The following is a 26,137-nucleotide window of genomic DNA, read 5'->3' as shown; positions in this document are numbered from 1 at the left end:
CCCCGTGAACCCCAGGCCGGTTACCTTTGTTCATTGCCCCAGACCCCTTGCTGCCATGAGTTCCGTCCCCCACTACCCGCTGCTGGAGCGCATCCAGCTGCCGGCCGACCTGCGCGCCCTCCCCGAGGAGCAGCTGCAGCAGGTGTGCACCGAGCTGCGCGATTTCATCATCGACGTGGTGAGCGTGAAGGGCGGCCACTTCGGCGCCAGCCTGGGGGTGGTGGAGCTGACCGTGGCGCTGCACTACGTGTTCAACACGCCCTACGACCAGCTGGTGTGGGACGTGGGGCACCAGGCCTACGGGCACAAGATCCTCACCGGCCGCCGGGAGGTCTTCCACACCAACCGCATCTATAAAGGCCTCAGCGGCTTTCCCAAGCGCAGCGAGAGCGAGTACGACACCTTTGGCGTGGGGCACAGCAGCACCAGCATCGGCGGGGCGCTGGGCATGGCGGTGGCCAGCAAGCTGAAGGGTGAGGAGGACCGCCAGTGCGTGGCGATCATCGGCGATGGTGCGATGACCGCGGGCCAGGCCTTCGAGGCGCTGAACCATGCGGGCGGTGCGGGCACCGACATGCTGGTGATCCTGAACGACAACTGCATGAGCATCGACCCCAACGTGGGGGCGCTGAAGGAGTACCTGACGGACATCGCCACGAGCCACACCTACAACAAGGTGAAGGACGAGGTGTGGAACCTGCTGGGCAAGGTGAGCAAGTTCGGGCCCAACGCGCAGGCCATCGTGCAGAAGGTGGAGAACGCCGTGAAGAGCGCGCTGCTGAAGCAGAGCAACCTGTTCGAGAGCCTCAACTTCCGCTACTTCGGTCCGGTGGACGGCCACGATGTGGACCACTTGGTGAAGGTGCTGCGCGACCTGCGCGACATCCCCGGCCCGAAGATCCTGCACACGATCACCAAGAAGGGCAAGGGCTACGCACCGGCCGAGAACGGCAGCGCCACGGTGTGGCACGCGCCCGGCCTGTTCAATAAGGAGACCGGCGAGATCATCAAGGTGCTGCCCAAGAGCCCGCAGCCGCCGAAGTACCAGGATGTGTTCGGCCACAGCATCGTGGAGCTGGCCGAGAAGAACCCGAGGATCGTGGGCGTGACACCCGCCATGCCCAGCGGCTGCTCGCTGAACATCATGATGAAGGCCATGCCCGACCGCGCCTTCGACGTGGGCATCGCCGAGCAGCATGCCGTGACCTTCAGTGCCGGCATGGCCACGCAGGGCATGGTGCCCTTCTGCAACATCTACAGCAGCTTCATGCAGCGGGCCTACGACCAGGTGGTGCATGATGTGGCCCTGCAGAACCTGCACGTGGTGTTCTGCCTGGACCGCGGCGGCCTGGCCGGTGCCGATGGTCCTACGCACCACGGCAACTTCGACTTCGCCTACTTCCGTTGCATCCCCAACATGGTGGTGAGCGCGCCGATGAACGAGGAGGAGCTGCGCGACCTGATGTACACCGCGCAGCTGCCCGGCAACGGCCCCTTCAGCATCCGGTACCCGCGCGGCGAGGGGGTGATGACCGAGTGGAAGACGCCCTTCAAAGCGATCAAGGTGGGCACCGGTCGCAAGGTGCGCTCAGGCACCGACATCGCCGTGCTGAGCATCGGCCACATCGGCAACTACGCCGCCAAGGGCATCGACCGCCTGGAGGCCGATGGCTACAGCGTGGCGCACTACGACATGCGCTTCGTGAAGCCGATCGACGAGATGCTCCTGCACGAGGTCTTCGGCAAGTTCAAACACGTGGTCACCATCGAGGACCACGCCCTGCACGGCGGCATGGGCAGCGCGGTGCTGGAGTTCATGGGCGACCACGGTTACGCCGCCCACGTGAAACGCCTGGCCATCCCGGACAAGTGGATCGAGCACGGCACGCAGCCGGAGTTGTACCGCGAATGTGGTATCGACGACATCGCGGTCGTGGAAGCAGCAGTGGAAATGCTCGGGCGGAAGGATACCGGAAAGGTGGTGCGGGTTGGTGCCTGACGCGGATCAACGTTGGCCGTTGCCGGGAGCCTGCCTGCCGTAGGCAGGTGCTGGATCGATGATGTGGCGGTGGAGGAGGCGGTGAAGGAGATGTTGTCCGCCTCCGCTGTGGGAACTGGTCGAACGATGGGAAAGCGTGGATGAAAATATCTACTTCAGGCTTTAAGTGAAGTATTCACCTCTATGGCGAACCCAATCTGAGCAAATCATTCAACCCATATGCTATGCAACATGGCTTTCGATCCATTAGATTTATTCTCAAAACAAATAGAGCCTTTTTGATGGAATGATATGACCGCCGGTATCTGGTGATTTACTAATTCTCCATTCTCAAGCTTAAAATGTATTCGACCATGGAACGCTCTATTCATGTTCGATTCGTGGTCTGAGATCAGATATGATTCACCATCTAGGCTGATGACATAGGTGTTGCCTCCGCCGTACCATAGTCCTACAAAATCCTTCGGTTCTGGGTCGCACCCACTCAAGAGAGCCACCAACATGAATGTGGCCTGGATCATACTTTGTTGCAATTTTCTCATTTGTTCTTCCGCCCAAAGGCGTTATTCGTTCAACGTAAAGTCGATCGTCCACTCCATCTGAACGTCGACGGCACCTTCGCTCATAAAGCCAGGTGACCAAGCAGGCATTTCACGGATCAGTCGCATTGCCTCTGCATCCAAGCCCGGCGAAACACTTCGACTGCACCGAACGTCCTTGACACGACCATCCTTGCCTACCACGAATGACACTCGCACCTTTCCGGTCCTTCCTTCAGCCCGATCCTGTGCCGGATACCGCTTATTCTCCCGAATGTATCGATCCAATCCAGTTCGTCCACCCGGGAATGCGGGTTCTATATCCACGTCATTCTTTTGGTAGACCTTGCTGGTCGGTCGAACCGGTTTCTCGACTGGCGCCTTGGGCTGTTGCTCCACTACTATTTTTTCTGAAGTTTTCACGGGAGGGTCATTCTTGACCGGCTCGGGCACTGCTTCCGGCTCTGGCGGTTCGACAGGATCATCCATTCCCTCCAGCTCCCAAGCGATTGCCCCTTCCGCGTTGGGGTCCTGTCCATCCAACAGTGTCCTCCTGATCTTCAACGACCAAATAGACCCATCCGGTGGCATACTGGCAAGTGGATAACCACTGATCACCGGGCGTTCACAGTAAAACGCCATCCGCTTCCACGACCCGTTCTCTTGCTCCACTTCGAACCAAGCAAAACAAGGTGGCGATGCGCAGCGGTAGGAACTGAACTTCCCCCGCAGTGTATCACGCACCAGTTGTAGACTGTCACGCATGGCCAAATTCCGATCACGACGTTGTCGGCCGTAAACCCTGTCCCTCACCGATTCCAATGGCAACGCATGGAGCGGTTGGTTCTGCATCAGCAGCACCAAGCTATCCGGATGGTAACTCACGGTCAACTGATCTCCCCGTGTTTTGGAACGATATTGTATAAAACCAGGAATCGCAATGCTCTTGTGATGCATTCCGAATCTCGACGACCAGTGTGTGCCCAGCCATGAGATGGCATGCTCAACAGTGATCTGCCCATACTTGTCTGCTTGGAATCGCGCCTGATCGACGGTAATGACGTTCACTGTGTCATAGTTTTCGCCCTGTCGCACCGCGAATGCCTTCTGCTGGTATTCCTTGAACAAGTCTCGAACCGCCCGTTCCTCCTCCGCGCTTAGATCGTGGCGTTTCCAGCCTTCTTGCCAAGTACTCCAAACGGGAAAGACCAGGAACAGTAACAGCAAGATCACGGTGGTCGCGATACCACTTTGCTTAGACCATTCCTTGGTCGGCGTGCGGAATAGTTCGGTCAAAGACAAAGCAACGGCTACCAAGCCTATGAGGAACAAAGGAAGAAGAAGCTTGAATCCCGCCGTATGGAAATGGCCGACCAAGCTCTCGGTATCTCCCCTGGCGATCACACCTGTGAGCAACCCCAGCGCCAACAGCGTTATGAACGCCACCATCACAGAAGCACCAGGCCACCATCGCTTAAGACCTACGGAACCCAGCATGACAATAGCGGGTAACAATGGCCATGCCTTGTACAATGGGGTGGCCACGATCAGATAAGCGAGGCTGACGACCCCAGCCATCCGCCAGTCAACATCTTGCGTAGCATAGGTACCTATAGTTGATGGCTGCGAGTGAACGACCGGATCGCCCCCTTGACGGATGGCCCGAACATCATTACCCATGCGGAACCATATCTCCAGATAGTCGGAGATCCACCGCGTGATGAATATGGCCAAGAAGCCGACAATGACCCCTGTCAGTGGATAAAGAAATGGCAGTGAGATGAACGTCCCGATCCAATGCCCCACGAATGGTACGGCCATGATCGCTTGCTGTGCCGGCCAAAGGACAAGGAAGTACGATATGCTGAATAGAGCCACCAGCAGCCCCCACAATTCACCGAGTGTCCGTACCAGATCGGCCACGAGAAGTACAACATGGTATCCCCCTTCGCCATCTCTGCGCGCCCACAACATGGAGCCCCGCAGCCACATCAATCGCCCACCCATGGAGCCATTGATCAGCAACGCCATGGCCATCAAAAGCGAGGTCGCCAAGGTTTGCACGCTCGCTTCGGGCAATTCCTGTTGATGGAGCTGATAAGTCATCGTCACTCCGGTGCCGACCAGAGTCAATGCCATGACCACCCCACCGACGAACAGGAGCAGCGACAGCGCCCTGTAGAACGCGAACCAAGGCTTCAGAAAAAAGCTGCCATCATCAGTGCTGCGCAGCAGCAGGGCCAGACCATTATCGAACCATCGCCACATGCTGTCAGGGTTCTATGTTGACGATCCGGCCCAAGCGCCGTGAATAGACCAGTGTGCGCCACGTTTCCGGGTCACTTTGGAAACGGCAGCCCACGAAGGGTCGTTCCTCGAAAAGGTCACGGAAATCCTGCTGACCGATCGAGAAGGGTAGATCCAGTCGGTCCCGGTTCTCAGAGCGCTCCAGAATTGTAGAGTTCACAGGGTCTCGCACGAATGCTCCTGGAGACAGGGCCATCCGCACCCGCAACAACTCGATCTCAAGATCATTACATCGACTCTCAGCGCCCCCCTCCATGATCGATAGGGGAAGTATTTCCTCCTCGTATCGGTTCTCCCCCGCCGTGGTTATGCGCAGCACATGCCGGTAGCCTCCCCTCTCGTCGAAAGTAAGGACCCTGAATGTGTCCAGATCCACCAGATCGGAGAAGGGCCGTAACATGGTATACACCGAGGTCGCGCCAAAGAATGAAGGCAACTCCTGGATGATGATGGCTCTTTGGGCCGCTGCCTCACGAGCATTGCTGGAAGAGGTTGCGGTAGCACTCTTCTGCGATCTCAACTCCTCCTGCATGGAAACAATGACCGCATGATCTCTGTGGATCCATTCCACGAGCTCATCATCCCGGAATGCCGAAGTGATGATGAATTGGCGGGTACTTAGCATCTCCTTGACCAGACTATCCACCCGGCGTTCGTAGGCATCCATGATGGCCTGCCTGCTACCGATACGGATCGGCGCCAAGGGCTCAATGGGGGCGACCAAGTGTGGTGGGATGCTCGATCGCTGCGGCAGGTCGCCAGTAGAAGGAACAGCCTTAATGGGAGGTGCGGGCGTGTTGGACGGGGTGCCGGTGACCACCGTGGTATTCACACGGCCCAATCCGCGTGGTACTATAGCCTCCGCCTTGTCATCCGAGCCCTTGACGGATCCATGTCCATCAGCGGCATGCCCTGCTGTTCTTCCGCTCTCGCTTACCATCGGCGCAGACACTGCTCCTCCACCTTCCGATTGGCTCTTACTGAAAGAGAAGAATGGTTTGGCGCATTCCATGACCTGGGAGATCCGAGCTCCTGCATCAGCAACCCAGCCCGCATGGAGGTTCGTCGATGTGCCCGTTAAGAGTTCCATAGGATCAACAAGTTGACCTATCAACCCATGTAAAGCTCCGTCTTCAATTTCAAGGTCCACTTCCCGACGATGCCATGCCACGCCGTTCTCGTCGTGTTTGACCAACACCATATCCCGCACTTTGCGGTCCACCCGGACAACACCGCGATTACCCTTCATGGTCAGACCGGTGATCGGCATGGGGGGTGCCTCGCGTGTCATCAATGTAAGCCTTAGCTGGGGCTGTCCGCCAGTACTGCCTGCGGCCAGCAGAAGCTTCACATCCGTTGGAAATGCGCTTGCGGAAGGGATCGGAACGCCGCCCATGGCTCGATAACCAGACTCTTCCAAGGCAGTCACTTCCAATATGACCTCGGGCTCCGTCCAGATGATGTGCAGGCTCCCGGAACTATTGGTCCAGTCCACCGCATATCTGCATGTGCGCGACACTTGTGCGCTAGCTGCACTCGCGAATCCGCAGCCACATGCGACCAAATACCAACCAATCCACCTATGCGCAATCGCCGAAACTGACATGCCGATATAGTGTTCCGAACCGCAACAAGTGGAACTGTCAGAGGAGCCTATTCGCAACGACTATGAGCAGGCCAAACGTTACTATTATCGCGACCACTGCTCCGCCACCACCTTTCTTCCGCACTTGCTGTGGAGCAACCTCCGAGACCTTGGCCTGACGCATGACACCCGCCTCCAGCAGGGGGACATCCGCCTGTTGAGCTGGCCTGAAATTCTTGTAGGTGGCCGGGAATCCAGTGACCGTCACCACAATGCGCCCTCCTTGGGGCTTGGTTTCGAAGACGGGTTCGACCAACACATCAGCGCCTGCCATCTTGACTGCATTGGAGATCGCATCGTTCCTGAGTCCTGCAATATTGGATGCCAACCCGGTCGCTGAAGCACTGATCTTTGTGCCCTGCACATCCAGATCCACGATGACCGGATGATGGATCACACCCGGTCCATAGATGTTGAGACTCTTCGCCGTTTGTGTTGGCAGCAGTTCCGTGCAAGAACCCAAACACAATATCGCAGCCATCGATACGAGGATCGTTCTCATCATGACCTTACTTTTTTCTGTGACGTCCAAAATACTCTTTACCTCCGAATGCGCAAGTCAAGCCCCAGAATTAATCGTGTCGTCGATAGACACAATAAGCCAGAGGATTGAACAACGAGCCACCTTCTACAGTCATCCGATCCGATCACCTCTGAATCACTATCTCGTATGTCCTGACGCCCTTTGCGTGGAGCAAACGCAAGTAATACAACCCAGAGGGTACACCCTCCAGGTTAAGCAGTCCTTCGGAAGAACCCACGATCTGATATGGTGCCTTGACAATTTGACCCATGGAGTTGTACACCGACATCTCGATCTGATCCAATTGAAGATCATTGAATCGGATGATGAAAAAGCCCGGTGATGGATTCGGGAAGATCGACACCCCACTCCAACGGTTATCGTGCCTGCCATGACCAGTTCCAATATCACAGTTGCAATCGTCCGTCCAGTATGAATTCTCTGTGTTCGGATCGTCATCGTCACAAGGAGTACCTATCTGTGCTGGGCCATATGGAACGCCAACACAGTCCGCACAGGTGGAGTTCCAAGAGGGATTGGTAGCGCCACCTACATAGCACACCCCGCAGGCATCGACCTCTGCGTCGCCTCCGGGCTCACCCAGACAATCATCCGCGCAGGGCGCAAGTCCCGTGTCGCCACCCACGCAATCACCGCAGTTGTCGATGAAGGCTGTGCCGCCGAAGTCGCCGTTGCAGTCGGCCACGCAGGGCAACTCCCCAGTGTTGCCCCCAACGCAGTCACCGCAGTTGTCGAGGAAGGCAGTGCCACCGAAGTCGCCGTTGCAGTCGGCCACACAGGGCAACTCCCCAGTGTTGCCCCCAACGCAGTCACCGCAGTTGTCGAGGAAGGCAGTGCCACCGAAGTCGCCGTTGCAGTCGGCCACACAGGGCAACTCACCAGTGTTGCCACCCACGCAAACCCCGCAGTTGTCGAGGAAGGCAGTGCCACCGAAGTCGCCGTTGCAGTCGGCCACACAGGGCAACTCACCTGTGTTGCCACCCACGCAAACCCCGCAGTTGTCGAGGAATGCAGTGCCACCGAAGTCGCCGTTGCAGTCAGCTTCGCAGGCCACGTCGCCGGTGTTTCCACCGACGCAATCACCGCAGTTGTCGAGGAAGGCTGTGCCGCCTGCCTCACCATTGCAGTCGATCATCACTCCAACGCATGCACAGTTCACATCCACCGTATCGTTCCCTGTGGAGGGATCTCCATCATCACAGGCGTCACCGGGACTCATGAAAGGCAGGAACGGGCAGGGGTCCAGATCATTGGGCACATAGCCGTCGGGCTGTTCGCAGGCCAAGACTTGCACCGCCGGATCACCCAGGCCGTCCCCATCCTGATCCGCGTACCAGATGGTGGGCTCCTCTACTTCAATGCTCACGCTCCCAATGGTGGTGCAGATCCCTTCCGTCACGGTATAGACAATGGTCTGTGTGCCCGTTGCCGGATCGAACTGATCACCAGTGACCCCAGTACCGCTCCAAGTCCCGCCCGCCGGATCACCCTCCAACGTTATCGGCCCATCAATGCTACATGCTGGCCCGTAGACTCCAGGGTCCACCTCAGGTGCGGCCACAACTGTTACCAGCAGCGTATCGTATCCGGGACACTGGTTGGCAGCGGTCCTCATACCCGTGAGCGTATAGATACCAGCTGGTTTGCCAGGGCTGAAATAACCAGTAGGCACCGGCGGACCCGGAGGGTTGGGGGTATACAGCACCAGGTCAAAGTCCCCATCCAGATCGGCACCACCATTGAAGGGCGGCAGCAACGTCACGACCAAGGTGTCCGCATTGCTGCATAGCTCGATGTCAGGCCCGAGGTCTATGGCAACACAAGCTTTCAGATCCAGGATCACACCTGCGCTCCCAATACAATCCCCGTTGGCAGCAGAAAAGGTGTAGAGCACTTGGCCAGCAGCCGGACGCATGGCACAAGAGCGATCCACCACACCGCCTGGCCCTGCCAAGCCCGACCAAGTGCCTCCCGGTGGATCGGCGGTATACAGCAGCGGATCGGTGCCGCAGCTATTGGCAATATCGCCCGAGACCAATTCGATCGTAGGCGTACCGAAGACCTCGATCGTGGTCTGGGCCTGTTGCTCACAAGGCTCCAGTATGGTGTAGGTAAGGACGAATGACCCTGGTCCGGGCGGGGTGAAGACGTCACCCACCACACCAGGGCCACTCCATGTTCCACCGGATGGTTGCGCCAGGTCAAGCACGATCGGATCCCCAAATGCGCATAGGGGTCCTTAAGTGCCGGGATCGACAGGAATGGATCCATTCACCTGGATATCCGTGCTCGCGGATCCCGTACACTCGTTCTCGGTCACGGTATAGGTCAGCGTCCAAGTGCCGGTGCCAGCTTCGGTGGGATCGAACTGACCACCGATGACCCCATCGCCACTCCATACGCCCCCGGCTGGTTCACCCAACAGCTCGATCGGCCCGCCATCGCTGCACAATGGTCCGTACTGCCCCGTCAGCACATCAGGCGCGGCCACAACTGCCACCAGCAGCGTGTCGTATCCGGGACACTGGTTCGAAGCCGTCCTTATGCCTGTGAGCGTATAGACACCAGGGAGTTTATCGGGGCTGAAATAACCGGTGGGTAATTGTGGCCCTGGCGGGTTGGGATTATACACCACCAGATCAAAGTCACCCCCCAACCCGGCACCGCCATTGAAGGGCGGCAACAACGTCACGACCAAGGTATCCGCATTGCTGCAGAGCACGATGTCAGGTCCGAGGTCAATAGCAACACATGCCTTTAGATCCAAAATTTCGCCCGTACTCCCTACACAATCACCGTTGGGAGCAGCGTAGGTGTAAAGCACTTGGCCAGCAGCCGGACGATTATCGCAAGAGCGGGGCACCACGCCATCCGGTCCTGCCAAGCCCGACCAAGTGCCACCGGGTGGATATGCCTCGAAGACCAAGGGGTCCGTACCACACCCATTGTTGATATCACCTTCCACAAGCACCGCTACGGGAGCGCCTATGACTTCCATGTCACTCTGGACCTGGATGCAGGATCCCTCGATCGAATAGGTCAGAGTGAACGCGCCTACCCCTGGCGGAATGAAAACATTGTTGGTCACCCCCGGACCACTCCAAATACCTGTGGAAGGTGAGGCGTGCATATCCAATGGATAGGCTCCTCCTGAAACACACAGGATCGGGAACGGAACCAACTCCACCCCTTCACTTGTGGTGGGGATCACGACGATATCCGCCTGGGCCGACACTGGGCAGGGAGCAGCTGCCTGATAGGTCAAAGTGAACGTCCCCACACCCGCGTTAGCAGGATGAAACTCCAACCCACTGGCGCCTGGTCCACTCCACACCCCGCCCCCAGGTGATCCATTGGTTAATATGAAAGGCCCAGTGGTCTCACACACCGGATCGAATGGTGCGATGCTCACGCTTCCAGGGTCTGCCACCTCAGGCATCTCATTGGGGTACCACATCAGCATCGCATTCCAGAGGTTCAGGTGGATAATGTCCTCACGGCCATCACCATTCAAGTCCGCAGAAGCCAACATGCCAAAGGCCGATATACCTGCGATCAGAATATCCGGACTGGGCCTGATGAAGTCTCCAACGTCCAGGTCGAAGAATGACCAGAACAGGTGGCCCGCTATTCCTTGATAATGGATGATCGATACACCCAGCCCACAACCTAGACGAAGCGCATGGCCAAAATGGTTCACTGCGCCGTCCGGTGCGATGTCGTGCAGCACAAAAGGGACCACCACACCTGGTGCTGACAAATTCTTTCCCCATTGCATAAGCCCAGACTGGCTCATCAGAATGTCCAAGTCCCCATCATCATCAATATCCACAAGCTGAAGCAATGCATCGGGCATGGTCTCCGCGACCTGCACCAGCCCCCAATCCACCGCATCCCCGATATCATTGCGCATCACACGCAAAATGCCATCGCCATCCAGGGTCACCAGATCGGCGTTGCCGTCCAGATCGATATCACCATGCAAAAGCCTGAGTCCGCTTCCCTCCGTGCCGAAGGGAGTGACCATTGCGGGCGCGAAGGCCCCACCCGTGTTGAGGAACACTTGCACGACGGCTTGCCCACCACTATTCAGCGCAAGGGCCACTTCTGGTAGGCCATCGCCATCCAGGTCGGCGCATAGCAGTCGCCCCACAGGCCCGCCAACTGCGGTCACCAGTTGTGGAGGGCCGAAGGTCCCCAGGCCGTCGAGATTCGCGATCCAGAACAGTTGCCCATCGCCATCCGCATAGACCACATCCTGGTCGCTATCGCCATCCACGTCCGCGACCGCAAAATGTGCAACGGCGCCAGCCAGTAGGTTTGGCGCTCCGAAGTTGCCCGCCCCATCCATATTCTCCACCCAGACCAGGCCCGCATTCGTCTTGAAGACCAGATCCAGGTCACCATCGCCATCCAGATCCACGGCCCCGATCCGGCCATGAAGATCATTGGGCACATCAGCTGCTATCTCGATGCCTGCGCCGAACTGGGCTTGGCAAGGAAACGCGACTGCGCAAAGAAGTAGAACACTTGTAATGTGTTGTGGTGCGTATCTCATGGTACATCGCGTCATGGCATAGAGAATTATCTCCTCTCGACTTCTGTCCTATTGGCTCGCCTACAAATCGATCCTCACACAGTCACCGCCAATGCGCTCGTTTGAACAATCCTAAGCGCACCGTTCTGCATTACCGCTGTATCACCAACTCCCGCGTGAATACCCCTTCCGGTGTGGTCAAGCGGAGGAAGTACACACCACTGGCTTCTCCTTCGAGATCCAGAACGAAGCGATCGGTGCCGATCACGGTGTACGGTTGCACCACCACACGACCTAAGGCGTCCAAGACCATCAACTCAGCTCCCAATGGTCGGGATGTCTGATTCTCGATCGTGAAGCTCCCTGCGGAAGGGTTGGGATAGATGCGTGGCCTGATTGAAGCTCCGACAATAGGATTGTCTAGATGAGTGGGTGGCCCGAAGTACCTCGTAACCAAAAACTCATTGAGGCCTCCGTTGACCATCCTGCCTACCGTTACAATGCGACCATCCGCCTGTTGAACCAAGGCTGATCCAGATGAGTTAGGAAGAGAAGCGATGCCATTACTTCCGAACGAAATGTCCAAGGCACCAGTGCTGAGGTGACGGACAAGGGCGTGTTGTACTGCGGCTCCATCTGCCACTTGTCCAACGAGGAGAATACGGCCATCACTATCAACGACGACGCGTTGAGCGATATCATCACCGGGACCTTGGTTTAGGGTGACAAATCCATTGGTGCCGAAGGTGATATCCAGAATCCCATTGACACTATAGCGCAGCAAAGCGGCAGCCACATCGTTCCCTATTCTAGTATCCCCGCAGAGCAGGATTTTTCCATCATCCTGAATTGCAAGACCTCGGCCAAAATCATTGCCTGGTGATAGCGAAGTAATCTGACTGCCTCCAGTACCAAAGCTCCCGTCCAAACTGCCATCAGCATTAAGCCGTACTACCGCAAAATCGCGTGCATTGGTATTGCCGGAGTAGCCTCCGAGAAGTATTCTTCCATCCAAGAGTATTTCCATATCAAACACACCAGCCGCCGTATGGCCAAAGTTCAATATCACCTCTCCTCCTGTTCCAAAAGAATTGTCGTATAATCCATTGGGGTTGTATCTGGCAACTATCATTCGCAATGTACCACCTACAGTTGCGCTTCCACCAACCAGTAGTTTACCATCAGGTTGAATGGCTAGCGTAAATCCTGCATCATTCACCGCGGTATTACGTACAACTACTCCATTGGAACCAAATGTATTGTCCAGTGTCCCATTCACATTGTATCGCACTATCGTGATGTTTCCATTGCTATTCGTCGACGATGTTCCCACGAGGACAATCTTGCCATCTGGTTGGATGCCGACTGCACGCGCCTGGTCGTCTCCGCTGATATGGGTCATTACCGTTCCTCCACTCCCGAAAGTAGGGTCAAGTTGTCCGCTAGAAGTGTATCGAGCAGTGCCAAAATCATTCGAGAAGGGGTTCGACGTAATTCCGGCGAAGCCAACGGCAACAATCTTCCCATCATCTTGCAGAGCAACGTCCGAAGCCCAATCACTGACGGGGCCAATACTCGTCGTTACTATTCCATTGGTTCCAAAGGATGGGTCGAGCACCCCACCGGCTTGAGTGAACGCGCACAGTGAAGTGAGCATGGTCAAAAGTGCTGTCATGTACCGCATGTTCGTTTGTTTTGGAAGTTAGGAATAGGCGCACAGGAATCATCTCACACCAAAGTCGAACACCTTCTGCTGAGAGTAAGCACTGGGTGCTGCTCCGGTGTAGACAAAGCAATACTCGCCTGATGGGAGGTTGATCGGGGTCACCTTGTAGATGCCGGGAGCGATGGGGTCGAAGCTGAAGTCCACCGCGTGTTTGGAACTGATGCCGTGCTCGGAAGTGTAGTAATTGGCCGCACCGGTCTCCAGTTCGCGGGCATCTTCCTTGGGGGTGAGTTTTGCCAAGGTGAACTCGTTTGGGCTGGTGGCCGAAACGAATCCGTAGAAGTTGTACAGGTTCTGCTCGAAGGCTGCCTCCTGTTGGTTGAAGTAGAAATAGAACTCCGGCACCCGATCGAATTGGGTGCGCGCGGTGGGTTTGCTGAGGCGCGACACCTGTTTGGTCTTGGCGATGCCATAGCTCATGCGCGTACCCAGATTGCCGCGACTTTTGCTTTGCGCGGTCACATTGGGCAGTAGCTCCACCAAGTTCCCCGATTCGTTGAAATAATAGATGCCTGGCCGGTGGGGCGCAGCAGGGTCATTGGCATCCACGACCTTGTTGTAGGAGCTGCTGTTGCCCGCTTCCACTAGAGGCCATCTCAAAAATAGTTGAGGTGTCCTGAGCCATGAACAACGGGCGTTTGACAACCGAAGAAGGGAGGGTCTTGATCCTTTCACCGTGCATGTCCTCTTTCGATGTCCAAAACGATGGACTGCACGGACGCCCAGTGGGAAGCGGTCAAGGACCTGCTCTCACCTATTCAAGAGAGGACCGAGACGCGTGGCAGGAAGCCACTGGATGCTCGGGAGGTGTTCAATGGGGTATTATGGATCTGCCGGACAGGAGCCAGATGGCAGGATCTTCCACCGCGCTACCCTCCTTACCAGTCGTGCCATCGGTACTTCCAGCGCTGGTGTCAGCAGGGCGTATGGGACAAGGTGCTGTGGGCCTTGGCGCAGGACCTCAAACGAAGAGGGAAGATCGACATCACAGAATGCTTCATCGATGGCACCTTCTCCAGTGCCAAAAAAGGGGGCTCCATATCGGCCCGACTAAGCGAGGTAAAGGCACCAAGATCATGGTCGTCACAGACGCTGCTGGTCTTCCTATCGCCGTACGGACCTTCGGAGCCAGCACCCACGAAGTGAAGCTCGTGACCCAAACGCTGGCCGCGCGTTTCATGGAAGAATTGCCCCAAGTGCTCATCGGCGACAAGGCCTACGATAGCGATCAGCTCGATCGCAAGCTCAAGCGCAGGAAGGTCCGCATGATCGCACCGAACCGCGCAGGGCGTTCAAAATCCCAAGATGGAAGGGAGCTTCGCAGATACAAGCGGAGATGGAAGGTGGAGCGATGCTTCGCCTGGCTCAACAACTTCAGGCGTACTGTGGTCCGCTACGAGTATCACAGCATCAACTTCCTGGGCTTCGTCCAGCTCGCTTGTGCCATGATCCTCATGCGCAAACTATTTTGAGATGGCTTCTACTTTGGCAATGACCGCACTGCTTAGTCCGGCCTTCTTCAGTATAACCAAGGCCTCTGTACTGGTGTCAAAATCGTTCAGGCTGGTCGCGATCTTGCTCAGGATCACTTCCTCGCCCATCCCCAATTCTACCAACTGGACCAAGTCCTTGTTGGTGAGCACCTGCTGCGCCGAGGCCTCCCAGCCGAACGGCAACATGAACAGGATAACGAGAAGGCCAAAGCGTTCTAGAGCCCGAGCCGCAGTAATGAGAGATATAGACATGGTCGTCATGGTTCTAAATGTTGAGTCCAAATCTGATTCGTCGATCGCAAGAGAACCCGCACGCACGAGCGGACGGTGGAAGTCATTGTGTGGATGGTGGATCCTTCCATCTGAACGGCGATCGTGTGATGTGGCCTGGGCATGCATGATCCTATCCTGATCTCAAACCATCTCCAACGAGTCCATCAGCTCCTGTTTCTTCCTTCTGGCCACCGGCACGTGCAGGTTGCTGGAAAGCACCACCTCGCCGCCATCGCCGCGGAGGTACTTGCGGATGTGCTTTAGGCTCACCAGCCAGGAATTGTGTACCCGCATGAAGGCCGTGCCCTGGAGGAGATCCTCGAACTGTTTCATACTGCGCGAGATCACCATGCGTTTGCCATCGCGCAGATGTAGCGTGGTGTAGTTGGAGTCCGATTCGCAGGCGAGGATCTCGTTCACGTGCACGAATTCCAATCCATCCGCCACCGGCACGGCGATCACGCGATCACTTCCGGCGCGATCGATGTTCTTCAATAGCATGTCCATCTGCGCGGGGCGCTCCGCGCTGCGCACGGCCTCCTGGGCTTTGGCCACCGCTTCGCGTAGTTCGGCCGGGTCGATGGGCTTCAGCAGGTAGTCCAGGCAGCTGAAACGGATGGCCTGTAGCATGTAGCCATCGTGGGCCGTGGTGAAGATGACATGGGGACGGGCATCACCCAAGGCCTTCAAGATATCGAAAGAGGTGCGGTCCTTCAGTTCGATGTCGAGGAAGAGCACCTGTGGCTGTGCCCGGCGCACGAGCGCGATGGCGGCTTCCACATCAACGGCGTTGCCCAGCAGATCCACCTCGGGATGCTGCCTGCGCAACAGGCCCTCCAGGTGGGCGAGGGCGCGTGCTTCATCCTCTACGATAACGGCGGTGAGGCTGGGCTTCATGGGTGATCGAACCATTCATGTGGTCACTATGCCGATATCCTTCCACACTGATCACCCATATCGGCTTCGGAGGGCAAAGTAGATCTTTCCGCGAAATATGCAAGTCTCGATCGGTGTCCTAGGTAGGGTGGATCGACCGGCATCATAGATATGATGCATACCATACGCACCATCTGTAATTGCCGGAAAATATTCAAGGGTCGATCAAGCGCCACCCGCCAGCTTCCGGTTGTAGCTGTTCACGGCCGATGCGCTCCAGATCATGCCGATGGGGATGGTCAACAACAGACCGAGGCCTCCGGTGAACAGCACCACCGGAACCGCAATGATGAACATGACCACAGCGCCTGCGATGGTGGCGAAAAGCATGCCCAGCGGGCCGAACAGGAAGGAGAGCAGCAGGGCCAGCCCCATGCTTTTCTGGTTGATCACGATGGTGGTGGTGGGCTTGGTGGTGGTTTCGGTGCTCATCGGAAAGGGGGTATCAATTGGGGCTATCCGGATCATTCCGGTACTGCCAAATTGATGGTGTATCAGGGTTCTGTGAAGCGCCAATGCGTGGACGGCGGAAATGACCGTGCGCACGGTTGTTCTAACCGTCCGTCTGGGCGTAAGGCAAACGCACCTCCACCCGGGTCCCTTGCTCGAGGTCCATGACGACCAGGTCGGCATCCATGCCATGGCGTTGGCCGATCAGGGTCAGCCGCTCGCGCGTGATAGTAGTGCCGAGGGAGGTTCGCCCATGCCTAACGGTGTCATTCTGACACCCATGCTCACGGCCCACGCCATTGTCTTGCACAGCAAAGCGCAGGTACTGATCGTGCCGAGTCACTTTCACTTGGATACGCCCCATGCCCTGCTTGGGTGAGATGCCGTGCCAGATGGCGTTCTCCAACAGGGGCTGGATGACCAACGGCGGCACCAGCACCTGGTCGGGGTCAATGCTTGGGTCCACCTCGATCTGATGCTGGAAGCGGCCGTTCATGCGCTCTTGCTCCAACTCAAGGTAAAGGCGCTGCGCTTCCATCTCTTCCGCCAGGGTGATGTCGTCCTGCCGGCTATGTTCCAGCACCAACCGCATCAGGCGGGTGTACCTGGCCAGAAAGGCCGTGGCCAGCTCCCGCTCGTTCTCCTGGATGTAGCCGTGCAGGCCATGCAGGGCGTTGAACAGGAAGTGGGGGTTCATCTGCGTCCGCAGCAGGCGCATTTGCAAGTGCGCGGCTTGGCGCGCGTGACGCTCTTTCCTGCGTTTGCGGTCCAGCCGGAAAATGGTACCGCCACCAACGGCCAGCACGATCAAACCACCCGCCATGGCCCAGGAACGATCGCGCGCTTGCCTGGACCTCAACTCGGCCACCTGGCGCTCATGTTCAAGTTCCTCCAATTGCGCCTGGTGAGCGAGGCTGTCGGCCAGTTGCTTGTGGTGGAAAACATGCTCCAGTTGCAACCTGAGCACCTGCTTCGCCTGTTCGGCGTTCTTCACACTGTCCTTCATCTGATGGTACAGTTGCAGCATCTCCACGGCCTCCCGCCACCGTCCCTTCCGGACCAGTGCTTCATGCAATGCACCAGCAGCCCGTAGTAGGTCCTTGGGATAACCAGCGACCCTGGCGGTAGCCAGTGCTTTGCCAGCCCACTCGATGGCCGCAGCGTTGTCGGCCAGTTTCAAATGCAACTCTGCAATGCTCGACTGGGTTTGCGATGTGGAAGACTTGTCGTCGGTGCTGAGATCCAGTTCCAGGGCTTGATGGAAGAGGTGCATGGCGGCTGCCAGGTCACCAAGGTCCTTCTTGAAGTGCGCCAATTTGTACTTGGCATTGGCCAGTTCACTGGGGTGGCCTATGCCCTCGGCAAGCCGGACGGCCTCGTTGAAATGGACCGCGGCCTGATCCATGGACCCGCTCTTTTTCAAGAGGTCACCAAGCTGACCATGGACGATCGTCAAACCCACCTGGTCCCCAATTGCAGTATACAGCAACAAGCATTGCTCGAATCGCTCCGTCGCAAGGTCCACGTAACCCTGGCGTTCAAGTAATCCACCGATATTCAATTGGTTGGTGGCCTGCTCGGCCTTCGCGCCGATCATCGTGTTCAGTTCCAGCGCACGGTGGAGGTATTGAAGCGCTTCGACCGTGGCACCGAGATCCATTTGGATGGAGGCTATGTTGTTGAGACACACGGCGAGGCCGCGTACATCACCCAACGCTTCAAACATGACCTCACAGCGTAAAAGATGCTCCATGGCAGGGACCGGCTTGCCCTGTTGGGCCAAGGCCTGCCCGATGTTCAACACACAGCTCGCAACGCCGTGATCGGACCTCAGCCTTTCGAAGTCCGCCAACGCTTGTCCGAAATAGTGCAGCGCACTATCGGGGTGGCCCTGCTCCCTCAGATGGTTGCCCATGTTGATCCGTGCCTTGGCCGCGTTCACTTCATCCCCTTCCCGCTCATAGACCTGTAGCGCAGTGATCAGGCAACGGCGTTGTTCCGGAACATTCCCCAACACCCCGTACACCAACCCCTGGTTGTTCAATGCATCCGCTTCTCTCGTTGCCGGACCGACGCGCTTGTAGATCTCTTCCGCATCGCGGAACAATGTCAATGCGCTGTCAAGTTCGCCGTAGATGAAATGTGAAACGGCCTTGTTGTTCGATGCGAGCGCCTTCAACCGCCGCATGGCCCTTCGCTCCGTGGCTCCCATTCCTGAACGCCGCAACGCACGTTCCACCTCGGTCAATGCCTGAGCTGACAATTCCCAGTTGCGGTCGGGATCCGTCATGTAGATCGCCTCGCCAAGGGCCAGCATGGCGGCGATCCGGGTCGTATCATGCTTGGCGGAGGAGATCACCTGTTCGATGGAATCGATACGGGCGACCTTTTGTGCGAAAAGGGTGGATCCGCCAAGGCAATCAGCACCCAATAGCGCTATGAAGACTATTGGACGAAGAGCTCTCACCATGGATGGCTGGCCCTGTTCGTCAACACCACAATTGGATGCACTAACTTTCCTCAACGCTATCAATGATAGGGACTATCGCCGATACTTTCAGTCGCTTATGATGAACATCATATCGACATGAGTCGAAAGCTGCGCCACCGATCAACTTTCCGATCACAGTGCTGTCGAGTATTAGATATACTGCTTCACTCAAGCGAGCGATCGCTCATTCTGGCTTGTTCGGACCGCATAGAGATGGTTTTGATGGGGTCACAACCGAGCATCGTAACGAGGACGTTGCTTGTCAGTGCTTTGCCCTTATGCGGCATCGGTGTCGGCGCTCAGTCCTTTGTAAAGCTCGCTCCCATCCTGCACGACAGCGTCCCCATCACGCTTGAGTGGGCGTCTGGCTCACATGGCTTTCCGCCGTTGGACGTACACTGTCTATGTATGGTGATCCCGCGCGATATGGAAGGCAAGGTTCTGGTCGAGTTCACCGGCGCCTGCGACAAGGGCTTTGCAAGTTTCTATGCCTATGCAAGGGGCGGACTCTTGCCTGCTTGCTTTACCATGCTGCCCCTGGCAGTGAAAGAGGAAGGGTTGTATTACAGTGGTCGAGAAGTGTGGTATGTCACGCTCCGCAGCCCCCCTGAGAACCATATCTGCTGATGCTACGCCGCCCACGTGAAGCGCCTGGCGATCCCGGACAAGTGGATCGAGCACGGCACGCAGCCGGAATTGTACCGGGAGTGCGGGATCGATGACGTGGCGGTGGAAGAGGCGGTGAAGGAGATGTTGGGGGAGAAGACAGCCACCCGGTTGAAGTCCTTCGGGGCCTGACACGAGGGCTTGCCCCACGTATCTTCGGGGTCCATGCATGCCCCCCGCAAACCCGACCTCCGCTTTGAGACCAAGGCGGAGAGCAACGCCCGGCGAGAGCGGGAGTTCCTGGCCTTGAGCCCATCGGAGCGGCTGCTATCGTTCCTGCGCAGCTTCGACCTTCCGCATGTGGTGAAGGGTTGGGTCGAGGAAAGCAAGGGCAACTTCATCATTCGTCGCCGAAAGGATGCGCTACGAGGATGATGTGCTCGGCTTTCTGCGGTCGGCGCGCGAACTGGGCCTGCGTTACTTGATGGTTGGCGGAGGGGCTGTCAACTTCCACGGCTACCAGCGCAATTCCGCTGATGTGGATCTCTGGATCGAACCAACACCGGAGAACTTCGATCGGCTCAAGCAAGTGCTTGCAAGCATGGGGTATGAGAGCGAACTGCCACCATCGGTGCTGAGCGCCGAGCAGAACGTGTCCATCAAGATCTCTTCCGAGCAGGAATTGGAGTTGATCACCAGCTTCAACCCGGGCTGTTCCTTTGAAGAAGCGTTCGCCCGTGCGGTAGAGGCTTCCATCGCTGGTGAGCCGGTCACTCGGATCCGGGTGCTCGCTTTCGACGACCTGGTCAACAGCAAGATCAAGTCCGCCCGGCCGAAGGACCTGCTGGACGTAGATGAATTGCAGCGAAGGCGGGAAGGAACCGCGTGAGGGTCCCGTCGTTCACCCCCTCCTCACCACCCAAAGCACGGCGCTGATCACCACGCTGATCACGATCATCGTCACGATCGGGAAGTAGAAGCTGAAGCCTTCGCGTTCGATCCGGATATCCCCCGGCAGGCGTCCGAACCAGCGCCACCAGTTGCCCTGGGTGAGCCACGGCCAGAGCAGGCCGATCAGCAGGATCAATAGGCCGAGGAGGATGAGTGCACGGCGCATCGCGTATCCGGGCCCGTTCAGCCCACCGATCCCTCCAGCGACACCGCCAACAACTTCTGCGCTTCCACCGCGAATTCCATCGGCAACTGGTTGAGCACCTCTTTGCAGTAGCCGTTCACGATCAGGCTCACGGCCTTCTCCGTCTCGATGCCCCGCTGGTTGAGGTAGAAGATCTGGTCCTCACCGATCTTGCTCGTGGTGGCTTCGTGTTCCACCATCGCGCTCGGGTTCTCGCTTTCGATGTAGGGGAAGGTGTGCGCGCCGCAGCGGTCGCCGAGCAGGAGCGAATCGCACTGGCTGAAGTTGCGTGCGCCCTTGGCGCCCCTGCCGATCTTCACCAGGCCGCGGTAGCTGTTGTTGCTGAGGCCCGCGCTGATGCCCTTGCTCACGATGGTGCTCCTGGTGCCCTTGCCGATGTGGACCATCTTGGTGCCGGTGTCGGCCTGCTGGCGGTTGTTGGTCACGGCCACGCTGTAGAATTCGCCGATGCTGTCATCGCCCTTGAGCACGCAGCTGGGGTACTTCCACGTGATCGCGCTGCCGGTCTCCACCTGCGTCCAGCTGATCTTGCTGCGATCGCCCAGGCAGAGTCCGCGCTTGGTGACGAAGTTGTAGATGCCGCCCTTGCCCTCCTTGTCGCCGGGGTACCAGTTCTGGACGGTGCTGTACTTGATCTCGGCGTCCTTCAGGGCCACCAGTTCCACCACGGCGGCGTGCAGCTGGTGCTCGTCACGGATGGGGGCGGTGCAGCCTTCGAGGTAGCTCACGTACGCGCCCTCATCGGCGATCAGCAATGTGCGCTCGAACTGGCCCGTCATGGCCTCGTTGATGCGGAAGTAGGTGCTCAGCTCCATGGGGCAACGCACGCCCGGCGGGATGTAGCAAAAGCTCCCATCGCTGAATACGGCGCTGTTGAGCGCGGCGAAGTAATTGTCCGTGCGGGGCACCACGCTGCCGAGGTACTTCTTGATCAGTTCGGGGTGCTCATGTACGGCCTCGCTGAACGCGCAGAAGATGATGCCCTTCTGCTTGAGCGTCTCCTTGAAGGTGGTCTTCACGCTCACGCTGTCGAACACCACGTCCACCGCCACGCCCACCAGGCGTTTCTGCTCTTCCAACGAGATGCCCAGCTTCTCGAAGGTCTTCACCAATTCAGGGTCGGCTTCATCCAGGCTGTTGAGCGTGGGCTTCTTCTTGGGCGCGCTGTAGTAATAGGCGTTCTGGTAGTCGATCTTGGGGTAGTGCACGTGGGCCCAATCGGGCTCCTCCATCTTCTGCCACAGGCGGAAGGCCTCCAGGCGCCACTCGAGCATCCAATCGGGCTCGTTCTTCTTGGCGCTGATGAAACGCACGATGTCCTCGTTCAGGCCCTTGGGCGCCTTCTCGCTCTCAATGTCCGTGACGAAACCGTAGGCGTATTCCTTCTCGGTGACCTCGCGGAGGATGTCGTCGGTGTCTTGTGCCATGGCTCAATTGCTGGCCGCAGAGGCGCAGAGACGCAGGGAGGGCGTTCTGCTATTGCGGCGGGCTTTCATTCTGGGTTCTCTGCGTCATAGCGCCTCTGCGGCTTCTTCCTCAAATGCTGAAGCTTTCCCCGCAACCGCAGGTCCGGTTCGCATTGGGGTTCACGAATTGGAAACCCTTGCCGTTGAGGCCACCGCTGAAGTCGAGCGTGGTGCCCAGCAGGTAGAGCAGGCTCTTCTTGTCCACGACGACCTTGACCCCGTTGTCCTCGAAAACCTTGTCGCCGTCCTTCAGCTGATCGTCGAAGTCCAGGTCGTACATCAGGCCGCTGCAACCGCCGCCCTTCACGCCTACACGCACGAAGTGGTCTGACCCGCGGCCTTCCATGCCGAGGAGCTTGGTGACCTCGGCTTTTGCGCTCTCAGAGACTTTGATCATGACACTTTTGTCTTCTACCCTCCCCTTGTTTGGATTGCTTCTAAAGAAGGGGCATCGCAAAGGTAGTCAAGCTGCCAAGGCCCTTGTCATGGGCCAGGCGGACAACGATCGGCGGCACGCATTGTTCCTGTTGGGCAAGATCCAGCCGCCCGCCCGCCAAATGGCCTGATGACCAGGACCCCATGGCGCTGACGGTCAGCATAGCTTTGCACGAAGTTGAACTTGTCCGCTCGCGAATTGTCCTGATCGTGCGGTACCACCTTTCAACCAGGATCATGGGCCCCGTTCAACCCAAGCGCATGTGTTCGCCGGCCCGGGTCGGTTTTCACGTCCTTTTTTTGGTCGCGGCCGGGTTTCCACAGTGGGTCCAAGGCCAGTTGACCCTGGCGGGTTGGACTTTCCCCAACAACCCGGACGATGCCCTGGTGGATGTGGCCGTTCCACAGAACGCCGGCGCCCAGATCGTGGCGATCGGGACGGCGGCACCGGGTTTCACTTTCGTAGGCCATACCACCTTCAGCGCCCATGCGACCGACTGGGATGCTGGCGCGGGGGCCAAATGGTGGCAGATCGAGGTGAACACCACGGGCCACCAAAACCTTTGGATCTCCTCGCGCCAGACAAGCTCCGGCACAGGACCCCGCAACTTCACGCTGCAATACCGGATCGGGGTGGCAGGGGCATGGACCGCGCTGGCCACCGTACCGCCGATCACCACGGCGAACAACTGGAACCAGGGCGTCCTCACGGCGGTGCCATTGCCTGTGGCCTGCGAGAACCAGCCTTCGTTGTTCTTCCGCTGGATCATGACGAACAACACCTCCGTGGGTGGCGGCACCGTCGCTGCGGGTGGTGTTTCCCGCATCGACGACATTTACGTGGCGGCCAACAGCGCGGACCATTTCCGAACGGTGGGTTCCGGTGCCTGGCACGATGCGGGCATTTGGGAGACCTCTCCCACCGGTGCGGCACCGTGGTCGGCCACGCCGTACACCCCATCGCATGTGTCGGCCAGCATCACCATCCGCAACGGGCACACGGCGACGATCAGCCAATACGCCTCCATGGACCAGACCACCGTGGAACAGGGCGGCACGCTCGTGCTGGCCGGCGGTCCGCCCCGCATCGCCGACGGCGCCGGGGTGGACCTGGACGTACAGGGCACCTTGGAGGATGCGTTGAACGGGGCGGCCCCGGGTTCCACCCAATGGGATGCAGGCGCACGTTGGCGACTGGGCACGAGCGGCACGTACATCAAGACCGGATCGAGCAATGCCACGGACTGGCAGGACAACTACTTCGGGGGCATCGCCAGCATGGCGGAAACGGCCACTTGGATCCTGCGGCGCAACAGCGGCCTGATCCCTTCGGCCACGGCCGTGGGCATGATCTACCCCAACCTGGTGATCGAGAACCTCCATACCCTGGCCTTCGCGGTGACCTTCGCCGGGACCACGGGCTTCCCCACGATCCTGGGCGACCTGGATGTGGGCGGCGCGGGCACCAACAGCAGCACCCTGACCTACTCGAACACCAACGCCACGCCCATGTCCGTTTTGGGCGATATGTCCGTGCGGGCCGGCTCCACACTCAGCATCACGGGCACGGGCCTCTCCGTGGAAGGCGACATCCTCTGCCACGGCGGTATCGGCCACGGGGCGGCCAACACGCGGCGCATCACGCTGGCGGGCGGGCAGCAGCAGACGATCAGCGGGTCCGGCGGATTCACGGCCTTCAACCTCACCGTCGCCAAAGCGGCCGGTGACGTGGCCCTGCAGATGCCCCTTACGGTGAACAACAACCTGCAGCTGACCTCCGGGCGGATATTGAACGACGGCGGTGCACCGGCGCTCACGCTGAACACCACCGCCACCGCGACCGGGGGCAGCAACGCCAGCTTCGTCACGGGGAGGATGCGCAAACTGGGCAATGCGGCCTTCACTTTCCCGGTGGGCAAGGGGGCGCTGATGCGACCCATCGGCATGAGCGCCGTGCCCGCGCCTTCGGCCTTGGGACCATCGACCGAGACCTTCACACGCGGTGCGGGGGATTGCGCGGCCGGCTGCGACGCCCACAATTACACCACGGACTTCGGCACATGGACCGTGACCGCCACAGGGGCCAACGGACCGGCCGGCAACCGCTGGTACATCAGCTATTCGGAGTCGGGACCTTTGAACAGTTGTCCACCTTCCCCGGGCACGAACCCCACCCTGCACATCGGTCCGCTGGCCGGAGGCATCTGCCCCACGGTGGATTGCGGCGCCTTTTACGATGATGGCCCGGACAACATCACGGACCTCCGCGCCGAATCGCCGGTGATGGACTTCTCCAACACCACCATCACCAGCTTCGGCTATGCGGCGCGGCGCGGCAACACCGTGGATGCCGATGATGTGGCTTCACTATGGGCCTACGATGGCAGCATATGGGTGCATGTGTTCGACTTCACCAACAACAATTGCTTCAGTGTCGGAGGTGGCCCGCCACCCGCCCTGGCCAATGCGCTGAACAACAACCCCAACGCCCGCATCGGCATTCGCTGGCGGAACAATGGCAATGGCGTGGTCAACAGCAAGTCCTTCGCCATCGACAACATCGCGCTGGGACGAAGTCTGTCCATCGAGTCCTTGGTGGCGGAGTACTTCGACCAGGATCCCGAGCCACCCTACAACGACCTGGTGAACCCACCGCTGGACCACATCAGCAGCTGCGAGTTCTGGCATCTGGACCGGGAGGTGGGCACGCATGCGCGCCAGGTGACCCTGAGTTGGGATGTGAACAGTTGCGGGGTGACCTTCCTGCCCGACCTGAGGGTGGCGCATTTCGACACGCTCGCCCCGACCCCCTCCTGGTTCGACCGCGGAAATACAGGGACCACGGGCAACATCGCGGCCGGCACGGTCACCTCAGGGCCCAACGACCGCTTCGGTCCCTTCACCCTGGCTTCCATCTCCGGCCAGAACCCCCTGCCCATCACCCTGCTCTCGTTCACGGGCCGCGTTTCAGGCCAGGATGGCCTCCTTCACTGGACCACCGCCAGCGAACAGAACAACGCCTGGTTCGATGTGCTTTCAAGATCAGCCGAACATGTGGAAGACCCGGGCTTCACCACCATAGGCCGCGTGACCGGCATGGGCGATTCATGGTCGCCCGTGGACTACCACTTTGTGGACGACCGGCCGAACAAGCGGGGGATCCATTTCTACCAACTGCGGCAGGTGGACCATGACGGCACCACATCACATTCGCCGATCATCGCTTTGAACTATGACATGCAGGGACTCTCCGATCCCCGCGTCTGGCCCAACCCCTTCCAGCACGATGCCCTGGTCCAGCTGGATGTGCCCTTCAGCGGAATGCTCCATGTGCGCGCGCTGAACACCTTGGGGCGATCCGTGGCGCATGCCACATTTGGCGTGGACAAGGGTACGTTCACCTTCACACTCGGCGATCTGCTGCCTGCTGAGGCAGGTGTGTACCTGCTCCAACTCGACATCGGGGACCACCGTGCGGCTGTGCGTGTGGTGCGCCATTGAAGCCGTTCCGCGCCTGTAGCTTCGCTGCCCCGC

At 58.5% G+C, this 26,137-nt stretch carries 22 protein-coding genes; 8 read left to right on the top strand and 14 right to left on the bottom strand.

Annotation, left to right across the window (positions count from 1 at the left end; all coding sequences use genetic code 11):
* Nucleotides 1-55 precede the first annotated feature (55 nt).
* Nucleotides 56-1,999, top strand: a complete 1,944-nt coding sequence (gene dxs / locus KIT10_12230; GenBank protein ID MCW5900027.1) for a 1-deoxy-D-xylulose-5-phosphate synthase — start codon at nucleotides 56-58, stop codon at nucleotides 1,997-1,999.
* A 563-nt stretch (nucleotides 2,000-2,562) separates the two neighbouring features.
* Here the strand turns inward: dxs and KIT10_12225 are convergent.
* From KIT10_12225 to KIT10_12195, 7 genes are all read right to left on the bottom strand, one after another.
* Nucleotides 2,563-4,806, bottom strand: a complete 2,244-nt coding sequence (locus KIT10_12225) for an energy transducer TonB (protein MCW5900026.1) — start codon at nucleotides 4,804-4,806, stop codon at nucleotides 2,563-2,565.
* Between the two features lie 4 nt (nucleotides 4,807-4,810).
* Nucleotides 4,811-6,340, bottom strand: a complete 1,530-nt coding sequence (locus KIT10_12220; GenBank protein MCW5900025.1) for a hypothetical protein — start codon at nucleotides 6,338-6,340, stop codon at nucleotides 4,811-4,813.
* Between the two features lie 148 nt (nucleotides 6,341-6,488).
* Nucleotides 6,489-6,992 (bottom strand): hypothetical protein, encoded by a 504-nt coding sequence (locus KIT10_12215; protein ID MCW5900024.1) that lies wholly within the window; start codon nucleotides 6,990-6,992, stop codon nucleotides 6,489-6,491.
* 145 nt (nucleotides 6,993-7,137) lie between these two features.
* Nucleotides 7,138-9,243, bottom strand: coding sequence for a T9SS type A sorting domain-containing protein (locus tag KIT10_12210; protein MCW5900023.1), 2,106 nt, complete (start codon nucleotides 9,241-9,243; stop codon nucleotides 7,138-7,140).
* Between the two features lie 30 nt (nucleotides 9,244-9,273).
* A complete protein-coding gene (locus KIT10_12205) occupies nucleotides 9,274-11,592 on the bottom strand; it encodes a VCBS repeat-containing protein (protein ID MCW5900022.1) in 2,319 nt (772 codons plus the stop codon).
* Nucleotides 11,593-11,722: 130 nt separating this feature from the next.
* Nucleotides 11,723-13,246 (bottom strand): T9SS type A sorting domain-containing protein, encoded by a 1,524-nt coding sequence (locus KIT10_12200; protein ID MCW5900021.1) that lies wholly within the window; start codon nucleotides 13,244-13,246, stop codon nucleotides 11,723-11,725.
* A gap of 48 nt (nucleotides 13,247-13,294) precedes the next feature.
* Nucleotides 13,295-13,897, bottom strand: coding sequence for a hypothetical protein (locus tag KIT10_12195; GenBank protein MCW5900020.1), 603 nt, complete (start codon nucleotides 13,895-13,897; stop codon nucleotides 13,295-13,297).
* A gap of 105 nt (nucleotides 13,898-14,002) precedes the next feature.
* Here KIT10_12195 and KIT10_12190 point away from each other — a divergent pair, with 105 nt between their 5' ends.
* Both KIT10_12190 and KIT10_12185 read left to right on the top strand, forming a co-directional pair.
* The gene (locus tag KIT10_12190; GenBank protein MCW5900019.1) at nucleotides 14,003-14,443 is read left to right on the top strand and encodes a transposase; all 441 of its coding nucleotides are present in this window, start codon (nucleotides 14,003-14,005) and stop codon (nucleotides 14,441-14,443) included.
* Nucleotides 14,374-14,769: an IS5 family transposase gene (locus KIT10_12185; protein MCW5900018.1), complete on the top strand. Its 396-nt coding sequence runs from the start codon at nucleotides 14,374-14,376 to the stop codon at nucleotides 14,767-14,769. The genes KIT10_12190 and KIT10_12185 overlap by 70 nt, the downstream gene beginning before the upstream one ends.
* Here KIT10_12185 and KIT10_12180 read toward each other — a convergent pair.
* The 4 genes from KIT10_12180 to KIT10_12165 form a co-directional block, all read right to left on the bottom strand.
* Nucleotides 14,761-15,051 carry a hypothetical protein gene (locus KIT10_12180; protein ID MCW5900017.1) on the bottom strand — a complete coding sequence of 97 codons (291 nt, stop codon included), beginning with the start codon at nucleotides 15,049-15,051 and terminating at the stop codon, nucleotides 14,761-14,763. The genes KIT10_12185 and KIT10_12180 overlap by 9 nt on opposite strands.
* Nucleotides 15,052-15,204: 153 nt before the next feature.
* Nucleotides 15,205-15,960, bottom strand: coding sequence for a response regulator transcription factor (locus tag KIT10_12175; GenBank protein ID MCW5900016.1), 756 nt, complete (start codon nucleotides 15,958-15,960; stop codon nucleotides 15,205-15,207).
* Between the two features lie 204 nt (nucleotides 15,961-16,164).
* Entirely contained in the window at nucleotides 16,165-16,431 is a 267-nt protein-coding gene (locus tag KIT10_12170; protein MCW5900015.1) for a hypothetical protein, read from the bottom strand.
* 121 nt (nucleotides 16,432-16,552) lie between these two features.
* Complete coding sequence (locus tag KIT10_12165; GenBank protein MCW5900014.1) at nucleotides 16,553-18,982, bottom strand: tetratricopeptide repeat protein; 2,430 nt, start codon at nucleotides 18,980-18,982, stop codon at nucleotides 16,553-16,555.
* Between the two features lie 366 nt (nucleotides 18,983-19,348).
* Here KIT10_12165 and KIT10_12160 point away from each other — a divergent pair, with 366 nt between their 5' ends.
* The 4 genes from KIT10_12160 to KIT10_12145 are packed head-to-tail and all read left to right on the top strand — an operon-like array spanning nucleotide 19,349 to nucleotide 20,435.
* Nucleotides 19,349-19,567, top strand: a complete 219-nt coding sequence (locus KIT10_12160) for a hypothetical protein (GenBank protein MCW5900013.1) — start codon at nucleotides 19,349-19,351, stop codon at nucleotides 19,565-19,567.
* A gap of 15 nt (nucleotides 19,568-19,582) precedes the next feature.
* Entirely contained in the window at nucleotides 19,583-19,738 is a 156-nt protein-coding gene (locus KIT10_12155; GenBank protein ID MCW5900012.1) for a hypothetical protein, read from the top strand.
* Nucleotides 19,739-19,771: 33 nt separating this feature from the next.
* Nucleotides 19,772-19,981: a hypothetical protein gene (locus KIT10_12150; GenBank protein MCW5900011.1), complete on the top strand. Its 210-nt coding sequence runs from the start codon at nucleotides 19,772-19,774 to the stop codon at nucleotides 19,979-19,981.
* A complete protein-coding gene (locus KIT10_12145) occupies nucleotides 19,965-20,435 on the top strand; it encodes a hypothetical protein (protein ID MCW5900010.1) in 471 nt (156 codons plus the stop codon). The genes KIT10_12150 and KIT10_12145 overlap by 17 nt, the downstream gene beginning before the upstream one ends.
* 12 nt (nucleotides 20,436-20,447) lie before the next feature.
* On the opposite strand, the gene KIT10_12140 is transcribed toward KIT10_12145, so the two are convergent.
* The 3 genes from KIT10_12140 to KIT10_12130 all read right to left on the bottom strand — a co-directional run bounded on the left by KIT10_12140 (nucleotide 20,448) and on the right by KIT10_12130 (nucleotide 22,565).
* Nucleotides 20,448-20,663 (bottom strand): DUF2905 domain-containing protein, encoded by a 216-nt coding sequence (locus tag KIT10_12140; protein MCW5900009.1) that lies wholly within the window; start codon nucleotides 20,661-20,663, stop codon nucleotides 20,448-20,450.
* A 17-nt stretch (nucleotides 20,664-20,680) separates the two neighbouring features.
* Nucleotides 20,681-22,129 carry a Fe-S cluster assembly protein SufB gene (gene sufB / locus KIT10_12135; protein MCW5900008.1) on the bottom strand — a complete coding sequence of 483 codons (1,449 nt, stop codon included), beginning with the start codon at nucleotides 22,127-22,129 and terminating at the stop codon, nucleotides 20,681-20,683.
* A 109-nt stretch (nucleotides 22,130-22,238) separates the two neighbouring features.
* On the bottom strand, nucleotides 22,239-22,565 hold the full coding sequence (locus tag KIT10_12130) for an iron-sulfur cluster assembly accessory protein (protein ID MCW5900007.1): 327 nt from the start codon (nucleotides 22,563-22,565) through the stop codon (nucleotides 22,239-22,241).
* A gap of 377 nt (nucleotides 22,566-22,942) precedes the next feature.
* On the opposite strand from KIT10_12130, the gene KIT10_12125 reads away from it, so the two are divergent.
* Nucleotides 22,943-26,104 (top strand): hypothetical protein, encoded by a 3,162-nt coding sequence (locus tag KIT10_12125; protein ID MCW5900006.1) that lies wholly within the window; start codon nucleotides 22,943-22,945, stop codon nucleotides 26,102-26,104.
* Nucleotides 26,105-26,137: the final 33 nt, after the last annotated feature.

This window comes from Flavobacteriales bacterium, from assembly GCA_026129465.1.
In the GTDB taxonomy this organism is placed as follows: Bacteria; Bacteroidota; Bacteroidia; order Flavobacteriales_F; family PHOS-HE28; genus PHOS-HE28.
The sequence above is the reverse complement of the archived record's forward strand: the minus strand, read 5'-3'. Positions and strand labels throughout refer to the sequence as shown.